Here is a 14415-nt window from a genome sequence, read left to right as displayed (position 1 = left end):
GTTAAACCCGGTAATAAGAAAGCGTTAAATCAGCACATAGTTGGCAATCAACATCGCGGCAATCCCCGCCAGCGCCGGGAGCAGCGTTCTTCTGACGATCATAAACGGTGAGCATTCGCCCGCTTTGCTCACGGCGATAATGATGCCTGCAACCGGAGAAATAGAGCGCCCCATTCCCGCCATCAGTTGCATAGGCAGAATCATATTGACCGCGCTTTCACCAAACTTCGCCGCGATAGAGGGCGCCAGCCCGGAAAAGGAGAAGAATGCCGCCACGCCAGAACCGGTTAATACCGCAGTAACGCCTACCAGCGCCGTCATCACCAGCGTCATACTGGTAAAGCCCAGACCAGCGCTTTGTACAGACTGAAGGAGATAGTCCACTGCGCCGATCTTCTGTAGCCCCTGGGCATAGATATCCGCACAGACCAGTAAAGAAACGATACTGGTAAACATGCTTCCCATTCCTTTGAAAAATACCTGCAACCCTTTGCAACAGGCGCGGAAATCACGCGTGGTGAACAGCTCGAAGAAAAAAGCGACCACCGCCCCGAGGATCATCGCCGTCACAACGTCAATTTTGATGGATGCGATCGCCAGCGGGCTGAAAACCAGAACCAGAATGACGGGCAATACAGGCAGCAGCGCATAAATGGCGGGCACTTTGCGTCCTTCCTCTTCCGCTTCGGCAACCTCTTCCGTCCCCGGAACAAACCCATCTTTTTTATCGAAATATTTGGCGGTAAAGAAAATCACCACCGCGACGGCCAGCATAACCACAACCGCCACCGGCATCTGATAGTGCGCAAAGTAAATCGCGCTTTCCATTCCGGCATGTTTGGCCGCAAGATTCGCCGTTCCAACCGCCGGGCCAAGATCCATAAACGCGCACAGGCCGATCATCGCGGCAGCGGACGCTTTACTGACGCCCAGCCGCACCAGAACGGGAAAAAACGTCACCAGTAATAACATCGCCAGCCCGGCTGCGCTGGAGATCGCCACATGCAGAAGCTGCGCGCAAATGTAGCCCAGCGCAAGAATAAGATAAGGCGCTTTAATGACCTGCAAGGGACGAATACACATATTCACCATCGCATTCGAGGCTTTGATGTGATCCATATAACTGGCGAATCCTCCCGCCGCCATAATAATTAAGCCGATACCCGCGATTTGCGTGGTCAAAGACTCTTTTGCAAAACTGAAGATATCCAGCCAGGTTGACCCGGTAGATTTTGCTTTACCATAAAGAATACTATTCTCTGGGTAAAACAGAACGGTAACTGTTAATAACGCCAGCCCCGCGAATAATAACACAGTTTGCGGCTGGTAATTTTTCACAATTAACCACGCGGCAATTACTGTTATCACTATTGCTATAATAAATGCAGTCATAACAACAATCCCTATACCATACAAATCAGAGATGTCAGCCTTATGCAAGCAGCATTTTCACCAACAGCTAAAAACCTGCTCATACATATTGCCATGAGAATATGTCCGTCAGTTCACGGTATTAAATAATTGTACTGTCGATTTAATCGTAATAAACCACCGTGCTATAAAATATGGGAAAGGGCTTTTCCCATATTTTTTTGTGAGTAAGATCGCATCTTATCTACATGGGGCGCGATCCCGCAGAAAATAAGACGTTTTACTAAATTGCCAGCCACGGAATGATTGACGGCAGAGGTATCTTTTCATATAACAATCTCAATATAAAACGTCACCGGGTACTGCACATGTACAGAAAAAACACATTAAGTCTGGATGAGTATAATTCACTCACCCAAAATATTGGTGACCTGACCGAGTCTGAATGTCGGCTTAATGACTATATTAATAAACACTTCAGCGAATTACCTTATCATGGGATTGTCGATCTTTCCCAGAATGCCGCCGTGAGCAAAGCAACCATCGGGCGCTTTCTGAATAAAGTTGGTTTTACCGGCTATGCGGCTTTCAGAAGAGCGCTGGATACCACGCTGTCAAAAAACAAAATCGCCGCGCCTTTTGAGAAAAACAGTCGCCAGCGGCCTAAAAACACCACCAAAACAGAACAGATTGTTGAGACCTTTAATAATAAAGTCACTTCATTATTTAATGATTTTAAACAGACCATCAGCATCGATAGCCTGAATAAATTCATCGAACTGGTACTCAACAGCCAGCGCCATATTTATGTGGTCGGCCCTTCCTCCTCCCATGCGATGGCGCTGCATTTTTGTACGTTGTTAAAGTACTTTCGCAGCAACATCACTCTTCTGCCTACCGACATCAGCGAGCTGCCCAAGTGCCTGATAAACATCGAACCAGATGATGTTCTGATCGTATTCTCCTACTATCGCTTTAACCGGGTCGCACTCAATATCGCGAAATGGTTCAGAAAGAAAAATGCGACCGTCGTGCTGATCACCAATTCTGATGCCAATCCTTACGGTAAATTCTGCGATCTTCAGTTTGTACTGCCAAGCGACGTGGAGTCCATTTTTCAAAGCCGAATTCTCGGTTTCTTTTTTATCGAACTGATTCTGCATCTGGCTTATGAGAAGAGTGACAATGAAGGCAACTTTGCCCAACTGGAAGAGTTGTTTCTCTTCTTTGAGACATTTTCCGCTTCTTCACATAATACCTGACCAGCAGAGTCGGGAGGGACGCTCCCGACATAAAGCGCTACGCAATATCGATGACTTTCATTTCATCAAACCGCGCGAGGGTCTCGGCAATCAGCGCATCGTTGCAACCAATATAAGACAACGGCTCGCAGGCATCGGCAATTTCTTCTGCGGATAACGACGCCCGAATTTCCGGGCTGGCGTGGACAATGTCGATAAGACTTTGCTCACCATTCGCCTGACTGAGCAGCGCTTTAACTAAATTATAAGCGGATTCTCGCCCTATTTTGTTCGCCAGACTCATCGTAATCGATTCCGACATAATGAAAGATTTCGAGCAGTCAAAATTAGCGCGCATTCTGTCTTCATTCACAATAAGGTGGGAAAGCAGCTTTTTGGCCCGGCTAAGACTGACCGATAAGGCGTTCGACGCCTCGGGTAGAATCGTCCAGTTCAATACTCTCATCGACGCCGCGCGCACATCCTGCTGATCCAACATCGCAGGCGCGCCGGAGGCGTACATCCAGCCCATCCTCGCCAGCGTCTGAATCATATTGCTGGCGCGCGGATTAGCCTTGTGCGGCATGGTGCTGGAGCCTCCGCCGCCCTCGCCTTCAAGCACTTCCGCGATGGGGGTGCGTCCCAGGGTTTCCACGTCATTCGCCAGACGGCAGAGCGTACCGTGAATCAGCGCAAAGCATTGAACCACTTCAACAATTGCATCCTGGCTGGCATTGTTTATACCACAGGGAACGTTTAGCCCCAGCGCCCGCATCAACCGCTCACGCGTCGCCATTCCCTGAGAACCGACGGAGGCAAGATTCCCCACCGCGCCGCCAAACAGACCCGTAATCGCCCGGGGATAGAGCTGTTGCAGCCGGTTCAGATGCCGATTCACCTCCGCCAGATAGCCGGAGACATGCAGCCCCCAGGTCGTGGCGGAAGCATCAACCGAATTGGTGCGCGCAACCATAACGGTGCGGGCATGCTTTAAGGCCATGCCCTTCATCTCTTCCCCTAGCTCAATCAGTTGCTGATATACCCGTTGCAGCGTCTGCTGTAATCGCATCGCCACGCCGGAGTCCAGCAGATCCTGGGTGGTGCATCCCCAGTGGAGATAGCGGCTAACCAACGGAGAGCCAGCAGCCGAAATCTGGTCGATCAAGGGTTTAATCGCCATGCCCACCGTTTGCGTTCCCTGGGCTAAGGCAGGCCAGTTTATCTCGATGTTCTGACATGCCTGCTCGATTTCAATCGCCGCCTGTTCAGGAATAATGCCCAGCTCGCTTTGCACGCGCGCTACCGTTGCTTCAAACGTCAACCAGCAGCGAAGCAGATTGTCGTCAGACCAGATTTCCCGCATCCGACTCTCGGTAAAGAGCGATGAATAGAGGTCAGAATCAAACACTGTTGTTTGCTTACCGTACATACTGCGACTCTCCGGCAATATAAAGTATCTTAATATAAAAGGTCGTGAATGAATCTTGCGGGATCGGCCAACTGATTAACAGGGGAAAATAAAATTCCCATTCATAAAATACGTCATGAGAATTTTGTTTTCCCTTTTTAACGCCCGAAAAACACAAAAATGAGATAGCTATCACAATGAGTTGCTTTGTTAGTGCAACGCGTATTTCGCTTTGCTTTAACTTTTCGCAAATAATCATCATTAAATTTAGCAACACGATAAAACAGGACATCGTTATGCGCTAAAAATCACATTTTGTAATGAGAAAAAATAATTCCCATATCATGAATTTCCTTTTTTCCAGAACAATCCCTCCTGCGATAAACCGCTCACTCGAACAGACAAATAAGCTAACTATTGTTTTCTGGGGATGCTATGAAAATAAAAATGATTTCACTCATTCTACTGACGGGGATGACAACCTCCTCATATGCGATGAGTATCTATAATAAAGATGGAAATACGCTGGATATTTATGGCCGTGTAGAAGGTAAAATTGCCAGCGGAGAAAACTCTTATGCCGGAAGCGAAACACGAACGAATCTGGGTGGCCGTCTGGGGATTTACCTCACCCGGGATTTAGATTTTATCCCCGAGACAAAGATCGTGGGCCGTCTGGAATGGCAGGTGCGAACCGAAAAAAACGACAGCAATACCGGGGATAGCGATTTAAAAGCGCGCTACTCCTATATTGGTTTGTCCAATAAAACCTGGGGCGAACTGATTGTCGGCAGGACTAAAAACCCGTTGTATCAGGTCATGAAAATGACTGATAAATATAAAAACTTTACGCCGAATATTTACAGCTACGGCATCACCACCATTGATGACTCCTACCAGTTCAACCGCCAGGACGGCACCGTACAATGGAATGCTAAATTTGCAGGCAATGAGATACAGCTGGCGTGGGTCGCGGGCAATGGCAGCAGTAATGAAGCTCTGGATTATGGCGCAATGGCCAGTTACAGAAACACGCTCAGACTGGGGGATTTCAGACTCACACCGGCGATTGCCGCCAGCCGTTATAAACGCCAGGATGGCGTAAAAACCACCGATGGCCGGAATCAAAACGACCAGATCATGGCAGGCTTGCAGCTCAGCTATAAGAACGTTGAAGCCGCCGTCACCGCATTACGCACATCCATTGCGCGCGATAATAAAAGCGACAATGACTTTAAAGGCATGGATTCATTACTGTCCTGGAAATACGGTAAATTTAAATTCCTTACCGGTTACAGTTTCCTGGATGAGAAAGATAAATCCGTCTATGAAAAAGAGGACTGGCGTGTCGAAACACAAATAACATTAGCCGATGATACCTGGTTATCATTTACTTACGATAAAGCCTTCGCCAATAAAAACCAAAAAGTCAATGATGACGCGCTCATCGTTGGACTCCGCTATGACTTCTGACAGGTGATTTATGAAAAGAATAATGCAGTTATCCCTTGCATCAACTTTTTTATTTGGCAGTTTATGTGTGCATGCTGATGCGCTATTAGCACCCTCACCCTATGCAAAAATAGAGGGGGATAATAAAATTGTCGCGCTGTATGGCAACTCTTTTACGTTCTATAACAACAATATTAATACCCGGTTGCGAGATCTGACGCGCTCTTTACTACCGAATCACGCGAAAGGGTATAAATATCGGGGGATCACCATCTCAAGCGGTCATTTAGGCTGGCAAATTCATAATCTCGCCTATCAGAATACATTGCAAAAATGGGACGTTGTCATCTTGCAGGGCAACTCTACGGAGACGATTTCGCAGAAAGAGAGCACCCGGCAGAATTTCATCGAATCCGCGACAAAAATGGCGGATATGGCGCATCAGGCAGGTTCAAAAGTCGTGTACTTCATGACCTGGGCAAAGCGGGATCAACCAGAGGATATACAGAAACTTGCTGACGCCTATGTTTCCATTGCGCAGAAAACTGGCGGCTATGTCGCGCCGGTCGGTCTGGCTTTTGAAAAAGCGCGTAAAGCACACCCGGAAATTAATCTTTATTACCACGATGGCGTACACCCTTCCATCGCAGGAACCTATTTAGCCGCCTGTGTGTTCTTTGCCACGCTGTATAACCAGTCGCCAGTGGGCGGAGCGTTGCCCGTAGACACGGATATGACCCCAGCCACCGCAAAAGCATTGCAGCAGATTGCGTGGGAAACCGTCAGCGAGTTTCAGAAATCATCATAGCCGGTTCGGTTGCCCGATGGCGCAAGCTTATCGGGCCTACAATCTCACCACACCGTAGTACCGTAGGCCGGATAAGGCAAAGCCGTCATCCGGCATTACCCACACCACACCGTAGTACCGTAGGCCGGATAAGGCGAAGCCACCATCCGGCATTACCCGCACCACACCGTAGTACCGTAGGCCGGATAAGGCGAAGCCGCCATCCGGCATTACCCGCACCACACCGTAGTACCGTAGGCCGGATAAGGCGAAGCCACCATCCGGCATTATCCGCACCACACCGTAATACCGTAGGCCGGATAAGGCAAAGCCGCCATCCGGCATTACCCGCACCACACCGTAATACCGTAGGCCGGATAAGGCGAAGCCGCCATCCGGCATTACTACCGGGCATCCCTGCCCGTTTTTAACTCAGAAGTCATAATTAACAGACAGCTTCAGGGTACGCGGTTCGCCACGGTACACATACACGCCATCGTAGTCGGATACGCCAGACCAGTATTGCTCGTTGGTGACGTTATCCACCCCTAAACGCCATACCATCTCATTCTGCTCCTGGTTTACGCGCATCCGGTAACGAACGCCGAGGTTAAGCGTGGTGTAACTGTCCAGCTTCTTCTCATTGGCGGCGCCGTCATACTGCGAGCCGGTGTGATTCAGTCGCGCGGTAGCGGTCAGCCCATCAACCTGCCGGATATCATATTCAGCACCGAGAACGGCGGTGAAACGTGGAGTACCGGAAGCATCATTCCCCTGGTTGACGCCATCCTGCGTTTTGGTCAGTTTCGGCTGTAACCAGGTCGCACTGCTGTTCAGACGCAGACCGTAAACCGGCTCACCAAACAGGTTAACTTCCACACCCCGGTTACGCTGCTCGCCATCGGTCGAATATTCCTGCGTCGTCTCGTTCTTAATCACGGACGGTTTCTTAATCTCAAACAGCGCCAGGCTACCGCCGACGGTGCCGAAATCAATTTTCACGCCCACTTCATTTTGCTTAGAGTGCAGAATACCGATGCTTTTACCGTAATCCGGCGACTCCTGATCGGTAATGTTTTCACCCGGCTGTAATGCCTCGGTGTGGTTGGCATACAGTGACACCGTGTCCCACGGCTTATATACGATACCGTAGGTCGGCATCCATCGACTTTCCGTATAGCGAGAGTCAGTGTCTTCTTCACCGGTCGCATTGCTGTAGTTACGCACCACCACTTTCTGATTACGCGCGGCGACGGTCAGCAGCACCTGGTCATCAAAGAATCCCAGCGTATCGCTGAGGAGATAACCCTGAGTACGGTTTCGGGAGGTTGTCAGCGGATCGTGATAGTTGCCGCCGGCGAGATCCCACTGCGGCATCGGCACGTCATGGTTGTCATAGATATTGGTCATGGAGCCAGGGTTGGCCCAGTTCATACGCCATGCCGTTTTATCGCGTTTGATCACCGCCGAATAGCCCAGGTTCACCTTATGGCTGACCGACCAGGTATCAAATTCGCCGCGAATACCCGCCATACTGCTGAACGCGTCAATAATACGGTTGGTATACAGCACATCGACGACAGCATCACCCGATCTGTTCAGTAATTTTGGCGCGGTATAAATCCCGGTTTCATGCGCATGTTGCGCCCCGGCACCGCCGTAGACCGTCCAGTTATTCAGGATGTCGTATTCAGCGCGCGCCATACCGAACTGGTTAGTGATATCACTGTAGCCCCACTTCTGGCTGTAGTTATCCGTGTTGTTCGGTACATCCGGCACGAAATCGACGCCGCTTAAGTTAATCCCCATCGTCCCGCCGTGGAACGTCTTCTTCTGGGCGGCGACATCCAGCGAGGAGCGCAGTTTATCGCCGCGATAATCCAGCCCGAGGGCGGCCAGCGTCGTGCGTTTTTTCTCGTTATCAACGGCGGTTTCGCCTTCACGATGCAGAATGTTTACTCGCGCGCCAAACTGATTGTTATCGCCAAAACGACGACCGGCATCCAGCGTGGTACCTACCTGAGTTGAAGAGGTGTAATCCACTCCCAGGCGCGTCAGCGGCAGGTCATCAGCATGTTTCGGCTCCATGTTGACCATACCGCCCACCCCGGAACTTGCCGCGCCGTTCACGAAAGAGCTGGCGCCTTTAAACACTTCCACGCGCTCAAACAGCGAAGCATCCACAACCTGACGCGGCAGCACGCCAGCCAGACCGCCCCAGGTCACGTCATCCCCCGCCAGCTCAAAGCCGCGAATACGATAGTTTTCTGAGAAGTTCCCGTATCCCTGTACGGGCTGTACTGCGGCGTCGTTTTTCAGCACCTCGCCGATGGTCTTCGCCTGCTGGTCTTCCACCAGTTTTGAGGTGTAACCGATAACGTTAAACGGCACATCCATCGCTTTTTGTTCGCCCAGAACCCCCAGTCGTCCTCCGTGGGCAACCTGCCCCTCCAGGAACGCGGGCACCTGCGCGTCGCCACCGGCTTTAAAACCACTGTTTGCGGATTTGGCCTCAACGACCATCGTATCTTCTTTCCCGGTAGTGTCTTCTGCTGCGTAAACACCGTGAGCGGCGGCACCAATCGCGAATGCCAGCAAGGATTTTTGCAGAGAATAATTATTTTTTGCGCTGCTTTTCATCATTAATCTCATGAATACAAGGACACGAAAAAAACCCTTTAAAATGGGGTTTTATTGAATGAAACCCGAACAAAAATGCTCGTTTTATGTATGGGAAGGGTTTTCCATATATATGTTCTGTGTCCATCCTTGATACGAAGAATAATCACCGAAACCCGCACAGCCAACATGATAATGAGAGTAAAACTCATTATCAATGTTATTTAGATTTTTCATTGTGTGAACAACGGTTACGGGATTTATGGCATTGACACGATTAGCTGTAACGTTACACTAAACCGTTGTAGTTTATACTCTGCTATCCAGATGGCGATACTGAATGAGCCGCCATTCACCGATTGCTGCAAAGGAGATGTATGGCAAACATTCGAGATGTCGCAAAGCATGCGGGCGTTTCCGTCAGCACGGTGTCCAATGTGCTTAACGGCCGCGCCGATCAAATGCGCCCGGAAACGCTGGCGCGCATTCAGCAAAGCATGCAAACGCTCAACTATTTCCCCAACCGGGTCGCCCAGCAGCTCAAAACGGGGCAGGCAAAAATGATCGGGTTGCTGGTGCCATCCATCGTGAACCCCAGCTTTGCGGCACTGGCGCGTGAAGTGGATCTGGCCGCCAAAAAACACCTCTACCGCGTGCTGATCGGCAACACCTATCGCCAAATCGAAGAAGAAGAAGCGTTTCTGGAAGATATGTTTGCTCATGGCGTTCGCGGAATTATTGTGGCCGCCTGTGATATCGAAAAGCCGCATTTCGCCCGCGCGGCGGCGCAGGGCATGATAATGGTGAACTACGATGGCCGTATGCCCGCAAGCGTTGACTCTGGCGGTTTCGCGCTGGACAGCGTGTCGATGGATAACGTTGAGGCGGGCCGAATGGCGGCAGAGCATCTTATCGCGCGCGGGTGTCGCCGCCTCGCGTTTGCGACCGTCGCAGGGATGACCCCCAGCCGCGCGCATAAAATAGAAGGCTTTCTCAGCGCGGTACGCCAGCACGACATGTATCGTGAAGGGATGATCATCGAAGGAAAAGCGATGGCCGCCTACGGAGATACCGAAATGACCGAACTGGGCCGTTCTCTGGCGCAAACCCTCTGCCAGCAATCCCTTCGTCCTGATGGCATCGTCGCCATTAACGATGCGCTTGGCATTGGTTTGATGAGTGGTTTGCACGAAGCCCGCATCCGCGTGCCGGAAGAGATCTCTCTCGTCGGTATCGACAATATTTCACTCTCTGGCCTGGTTTACCCCGGCCTGACCTCTATTATGCCGCCGCTCACGGAGATGGCGGACGTGATGGTTGAGCGCCTGATCGCCCGAATAGAGACTCCGGCAATCCCTCCCGACGAATTTTTGTTTCCCCCTTCCCTGGTATGCCGACAATCGGTGCGGGAAGCGGAAAATATACGATGAGAATAACGCGAGAAGAACGTCGCGTTCTTCTCGTCTTCTCAGAGTAATGTCGGGCCGACGGTGAGGAGAATATTGGCAAAACGGCGGGTTTCGCCTGACGCAATCACCAGCAGCGTATCCGATGATTTCGCCAGCGCGTAAAACGCATTTCGCTCAACATGAGCAAGTTCCGTCATTTCTGAAAGCAGACCACGGTATTCACGCTCAATCGTGTTATCAAATTCAGCCGGGCTCGTCATTAACGTCGCTTTCTCTACGTTAATATAGCCAAGAATTTTCTCCAGAATCATCACGCTACCAATTAAGCCGGGAGAAAAGTTAAGCCAGATAATACGTGCCTGCGGTGACGAGTTGGTCAGGAAAGAGTAATTCGCATCCGCGATCAGAATATTGGCTTTATGACCGCACTGCGCCAATGCCTGTAATAAATCAGGATGAATAATATCTGACTTTATCATAAAGAGTCCCTTTTAACTCAGGCGGGTTTTACAACCCGCCCGCTTTTACGCCCGATAAATACCGCCATTAATATCAATCGTCGCGCCAGAGACGAAACCATCATATTCAGAGGCGAGGAAACAGATCACCCGGGCGACATCTTCAGGCGTACCGGCGCGCCCCAAAGGAATAGCCTGAATCGTCTGGTCGGCAGAGGCCTGCGTCGTATGCTGATTATGAAAACGGGTGCCCAGAATCAATCCTGGGGCCACGGCGTTCACCCGAATGCCAGATTCGCCCAGTTCGGCGGCAAGTGAGCGCGTCCAGGTCAAGACGGCGCCTTTCGTGGTGGAATAAACCAGAGAGCCAGCATGGCCGCCGGAACGACCGGCTAATGACGCCAGATTCACAATGCTCGCCCCATCTGGCGAGGCTTTCAGCCAGGGTAACGCCTGCTGGGTGACATTGAGCATCGTGGTCATATTCACGTCAATAACGGTACGCCAGAACTGTGGTTCGATCTCGCCGAGCCATTTTCGGGCGATAATTCCACCAACGTTATTCACCAGAATATCAATGCCGCCAAGAAACGCCGCGCCCTGTGCAACGCACCGCGCGGCATCTTCCTCATTCGTTAAATCAGCATAACCGCAAGCCGCCCGGCCTCCCTTTTGCTCCGCAATGGCCATTAATTCTCGTGGGCCTTCTTCGCCGCTGAAATAATGAATATAGATATCACATCCGGCCTCAATTAATTTTCTGGCCGTTTCTTTACCAATACCCTGTTCCGCACCGGTAATAAAAACTTTTTTACCCACTAATGATCCCATTTCATACTCCACTTATTCAGATTTAAACATCGCCAGGCGATAACCTGTCGCGTTACTGCTATTTTCAGCGCGCGGACATCCCCGCCACTGAGCGTGGCGAATATCCGTAATGAATAATCAGTAGCCTGCCAGTCCAGGCAACCAGGTGGTTAATGGCGGTGCCATCGCCACAATGATGATGCCGACGAAAACAACCGCCAGATATTTCGCCATTGGCCGAATAACATGTTTCATCTCCACGCCGCAGATGGCGCAGGTGGTATACAGCCCTAATCCAATCGGCGGTGAAAATAAGCCAAAGCCCATCGCCAGAATCATGACAATACCGAAATGCAGCGGGTTAAACCCAAGCTGAATGGCGATTGGCACCAGGATAGGGGCGAAAATGATCAACGCTGGCGCACCTTCCAGAACCGCGCCAAAGATAATCAGAATCACAATGGTCAACAGCAGGAACAGCCAGGCGCCCTGCTCCATCCCAATCCCCACCAGCAGTTCAGCAATTTGCTGCGGAATCATCTGTATCGTCAGCGCATAAGAAAGGCTGGTCGCGCAGGCGACGATGAACAGCAGTACGCCGGACATGGCCGCGATATCAATAAACATTTTCACCGTCGCTTTCAGCGTCAGCTCGCGAAACGCCAGACGACCGACAACGATGGCGTAAATCACCGCAAAGGCAGAGATTTCTGTCGAGGTCGCAATCCCCATCATCACCCCACGGCCAATCATAAAGATCATGACCAGCCCCACGGCGGCGCCAAGGTAGAGCTGCGCACGCGGGCGTAAAACCGGGTAAGCCTCGCTGACGTTAATTTTTCCGCCAAAACGGTTGGCCGCGATCATCAGCAGTATCAGCAAGCAGACGGCGGGAACCAGGCCGGCGATAAACAGCGCGCCGATGGAGATATTCGCCACAAACCCCATGACGATCAGGTTTACGCACGGAGGAATGGTCTCCGCCATCACCGCCGATGCGGCGAACACCCCTGCGGCCTCTTCGCTGTCCTGCTTAGCGCGACGCACCGCAGGCATCAAGACACCGCCCACCGCGGCGACATCCGCCAGTTTGGAACCGGAAATCCCGGAGAAGAAGGCCATCGACAGCACGGTCGTCATGTTTAACCCGCCGCGAAAGCGCCCCATCCCGCGCACAATCAGCTCAACCAGACGCGTTGACATCCCGTTGATTTCCATTGCCGCCCCGGCAAGTAAAAAGAACGGAATCGCCAGCAGAACGAAGTGGTCTACCCCGGCGGCAACCTGCTGAGAGAAAAAGACAAACGGTAACGACGGATCGCAAATAAAGAACACCATTGCGGACATGCCCAGCGTAAACGCGATAGGCACACCGGCCAGGATACCCAGCGCAAAACAGATCAGCATCAGCCCCGCCGCCGCGCTGGCCGGATCGGCCATCAGCGAGAGTTTCAGATACCCCAGCGCCGCCAGCACCAGGATTCCGCCGCCGCTGAGCAGAACAACCCGCGCGCGTTCATGCAGCGCATGTTCCAGCGCGGCCACCATCATTACCACGGAACCGATCAACACCGGGATAACGTAAATCGTCTGCGGCAGGCCGGTCTCGGTCGTTTGTACCCGCGCGGCCTGCACCAGGTCATAGCTGGAAATCACCAGCCCCACCGACACCAGAAACAGCACCCAACGACTGGCGTGGATAACATAAGGGCGCACCTGCTGCGCAAAGTACGCGCGATCGGTCTCGCGGAATGTCACCCCTTTGGCTTCCAGGTTTTTAATCGCTTCCTGCTCTTTCTGGCTTGCCTGTTGGCGCTCGTACTCTGTGGCTTCCTGCGCCGCCGCAAGGACATCGGCCCGCAGCGCTTCTGGAATTTGCTCGAAGCTCTTCTTATTCATGGCAATCATCAGCGGGTTAAAGCTATGGCGGGTCAGGGTGCCATTCTTGATAATTTCATAATATTTGCTGGAGTAGATGGTCGGCGCATCATGTTCAACGCCGTCGATAACGCCCATTTGCAGACTGGAATAGACCTCGCCGCCCGGCATCGGAATCGCCACCGCGCCCATATGATTCAGCGTGGCGATAAAGTTAGGCACCGGCAGAACGCGGATTTTCAGATTCTTTAAATCTTCAGGTTTTTCAATGGCCTTTTTGGTATACACATTACGCGCGCCTAAGTTATAGCCATAACCCAGCACCATAACGTTGGCTTTATTCAGCATTAACGCAGAAAGCTGCTCGCCCGCTTTTCCGTCCAGCGTTTTGCCAACCTGGTCGTAATCTTTAAACAGATACCCCAGATCCAGAACGCCGATTTCAGGCACCAGCGTGGCCCAAATCGAGGTGCCGGAGATCATCATATTGATTGCGCCAATGCGTACCTGCTGCGTGGCATCGGCCTCTTTTCCTAACATCCCGTTGGCGAAATAGTTGAGCTTAATTTGCCCTTTCAATTTTTCGTTTTTGTTCAGGTTCTCCTGAAAACGGGTAAACCAGATATAGTGCGCGGAGGAATCATCCCCGGGCAGAGAGGAGTAAACGCGAAAATTAAGCGCTGCCTGAGCAAAAGAAGTCACCACACTGCCCGCTATCAGCGCGGTACTTAAGCAAGCTAAAGCTAAAAAACGTCTGGTCGAACGAAGCTGTTTTATTTCCATCATGATTGTCCTTCCACATACCATTAGGGTAGCGATAACGCCGTCTGGCACCGCTAAATCGCCAGGAGAGTAAATGAGAAAAACTGCTGTATGTTTCTTCTGTAACGTTTTAGTGTAACGTTACAGAAACTATCCGCCTCCCTGTACAAAAGCAAGTCGCTTCCTTTCATCAGTGGGAGTGATATGTGAATTTTGTGGC

Annotated in this window: 11 protein-coding genes; 4 read left to right on the top strand and 7 right to left on the bottom strand. The window is 51.3% G+C overall.

The features are described 5' to 3' along the window. Nucleotides 1-24 precede the first annotated feature (24 nt). Entirely contained in the window at nucleotides 25-1392 is a 1368-nt protein-coding gene (gene dcuC, locus OGX80_RS12505; protein WP_047459531.1) for a C4-dicarboxylate transporter DcuC, read from the bottom strand. Nucleotides 1393-1739: 347 nt separating this feature from the next. On the opposite strand from dcuC, the gene OGX80_RS12500 reads away from it, so the two are divergent. Next, nucleotides 1740-2633, top strand: a complete 894-nt coding sequence (locus OGX80_RS12500) for a MurR/RpiR family transcriptional regulator (protein ID WP_115182367.1) — start codon at nucleotides 1740-1742, stop codon at nucleotides 2631-2633. Nucleotides 2634-2670: 37 nt separating this feature from the next. Here OGX80_RS12500 and OGX80_RS12495 read toward each other — a convergent pair whose 3' ends face one another. Further along, nucleotides 2671-4041 carry a class-II fumarase/aspartase family protein gene (locus OGX80_RS12495; protein WP_115182188.1) on the bottom strand — a complete coding sequence of 457 codons (1371 nt, stop codon included), beginning with the start codon at nucleotides 4039-4041 and terminating at the stop codon, nucleotides 2671-2673. Between the two features lie 414 nt (nucleotides 4042-4455). Here OGX80_RS12495 and OGX80_RS12490 point away from each other — a divergent pair, with 414 nt between their 5' ends. Together OGX80_RS12490 and OGX80_RS12485 are read left to right on the top strand one after the other, a co-directional pair. Next, nucleotides 4456-5493 carry a porin gene (locus OGX80_RS12490; protein WP_012134495.1) on the top strand — a complete coding sequence of 346 codons (1038 nt, stop codon included), beginning with the start codon at nucleotides 4456-4458 and terminating at the stop codon, nucleotides 5491-5493. A 10-nt stretch (nucleotides 5494-5503) separates the two neighbouring features. Next, entirely contained in the window at nucleotides 5504-6280 is a 777-nt protein-coding gene (locus OGX80_RS12485; RefSeq protein ID WP_012134496.1) for an SGNH/GDSL hydrolase family protein, read from the top strand. Between the two features lie 36 nt (nucleotides 6281-6316). Here OGX80_RS12485 and OGX80_RS12480 read toward each other — a convergent pair whose 3' ends face one another. Both OGX80_RS12480 and OGX80_RS12475 read right to left on the bottom strand, forming a co-directional pair. After that, nucleotides 6317-6661 carry a hypothetical protein gene (locus OGX80_RS12480; RefSeq protein ID WP_115182189.1) on the bottom strand — a complete coding sequence of 115 codons (345 nt, stop codon included), beginning with the start codon at nucleotides 6659-6661 and terminating at the stop codon, nucleotides 6317-6319. 30 nt (nucleotides 6662-6691) lie between these two features. Then, complete coding sequence (locus OGX80_RS12475; protein ID WP_058669139.1) at nucleotides 6692-8899, bottom strand: TonB-dependent receptor; 2208 nt, start codon at nucleotides 8897-8899, stop codon at nucleotides 6692-6694. 341 nt (nucleotides 8900-9240) lie between these two features. Between OGX80_RS12475 and OGX80_RS12470 the strand changes: the two genes are divergently transcribed. Continuing rightward, nucleotides 9241-10308, top strand: a complete 1068-nt coding sequence (locus tag OGX80_RS12470; RefSeq protein WP_340157725.1) for a LacI family DNA-binding transcriptional regulator — start codon at nucleotides 9241-9243, stop codon at nucleotides 10306-10308. Between the two features lie 38 nt (nucleotides 10309-10346). Here OGX80_RS12470 and OGX80_RS12465 read toward each other — a convergent pair whose 3' ends face one another. The 3 genes from OGX80_RS12465 to OGX80_RS12455 form a co-directional block, all read right to left on the bottom strand. Continuing rightward, a complete protein-coding gene (locus OGX80_RS12465; protein ID WP_012134501.1) occupies nucleotides 10347-10766 on the bottom strand; it encodes an RbsD/FucU family protein in 420 nt (139 codons plus the stop codon). Between the two features lie 45 nt (nucleotides 10767-10811). Beyond that, a complete protein-coding gene (locus tag OGX80_RS12460; RefSeq protein WP_012134502.1) occupies nucleotides 10812-11576 on the bottom strand; it encodes an SDR family NAD(P)-dependent oxidoreductase in 765 nt (254 codons plus the stop codon). 117 nt (nucleotides 11577-11693) lie between these two features. Continuing rightward, nucleotides 11694-14219, bottom strand: coding sequence for a TRAP transporter large permease subunit (locus tag OGX80_RS12455; RefSeq protein ID WP_286471239.1), 2526 nt, complete (start codon nucleotides 14217-14219; stop codon nucleotides 11694-11696). Between the last annotated feature and the right edge of the window lie 196 nt (nucleotides 14220-14415).

Origin of the sequence: Citrobacter sp. CK194 (assembly GCF_030333395.1) — a bacterium.
Taxonomy (GTDB): domain Bacteria; phylum Pseudomonadota; class Gammaproteobacteria; order Enterobacterales; family Enterobacteriaceae; genus Citrobacter_B; species Citrobacter_B koseri.
This window is presented reverse-complemented; position numbering and strand designations above follow the sequence as displayed.

Bases quoted from the DNA above. Each gene is read 5' to 3' on its own strand.
- OGX80_RS12475 (WP_058669139.1), bottom strand. From the start codon at position 8,899: ATGAAAAGCAGCGCAAAAAATAATTATTCTCTGCAAAAATCCTTGCTG.
- OGX80_RS12455 (WP_286471239.1), bottom strand. From the start codon at position 14,219: ATGATGGAAATAAAACAGCTTCGTTCGACCAGACGTTTTTTAGCTTTA.
- OGX80_RS12495 (WP_115182188.1), bottom strand. From the start codon at position 4,041: ATGTACGGTAAGCAAACAACAGTGTTTGATTCTGACCTCTATTCATCG.
- OGX80_RS12485 (WP_012134496.1), top strand. From the start codon at position 5,504: ATGAAAAGAATAATGCAGTTATCCCTTGCATCAACTTTTTTATTTGGC.
- OGX80_RS12490 (WP_012134495.1), top strand. From the start codon at position 4,456: ATGAAAATAAAAATGATTTCACTCATTCTACTGACGGGGATGACAACC.
- OGX80_RS12500 (WP_115182367.1), top strand. From the start codon at position 1,740: ATGTACAGAAAAAACACATTAAGTCTGGATGAGTATAATTCACTCACC.
- OGX80_RS12480 (WP_115182189.1), bottom strand. From the start codon at position 6,661: ATGCCGGATGGCGGCTTCGCCTTATCCGGCCTACGGTATTACGGTGTG.
- OGX80_RS12460 (WP_012134502.1), bottom strand. From the start codon at position 11,576: ATGGGATCATTAGTGGGTAAAAAAGTTTTTATTACCGGTGCGGAACAG.
- dcuC (WP_047459531.1), bottom strand. From the start codon at position 1,392: ATGACTGCATTTATTATAGCAATAGTGATAACAGTAATTGCCGCGTGG.
- OGX80_RS12465 (WP_012134501.1), bottom strand. From the start codon at position 10,766: ATGATAAAGTCAGATATTATTCATCCTGATTTATTACAGGCATTGGCG.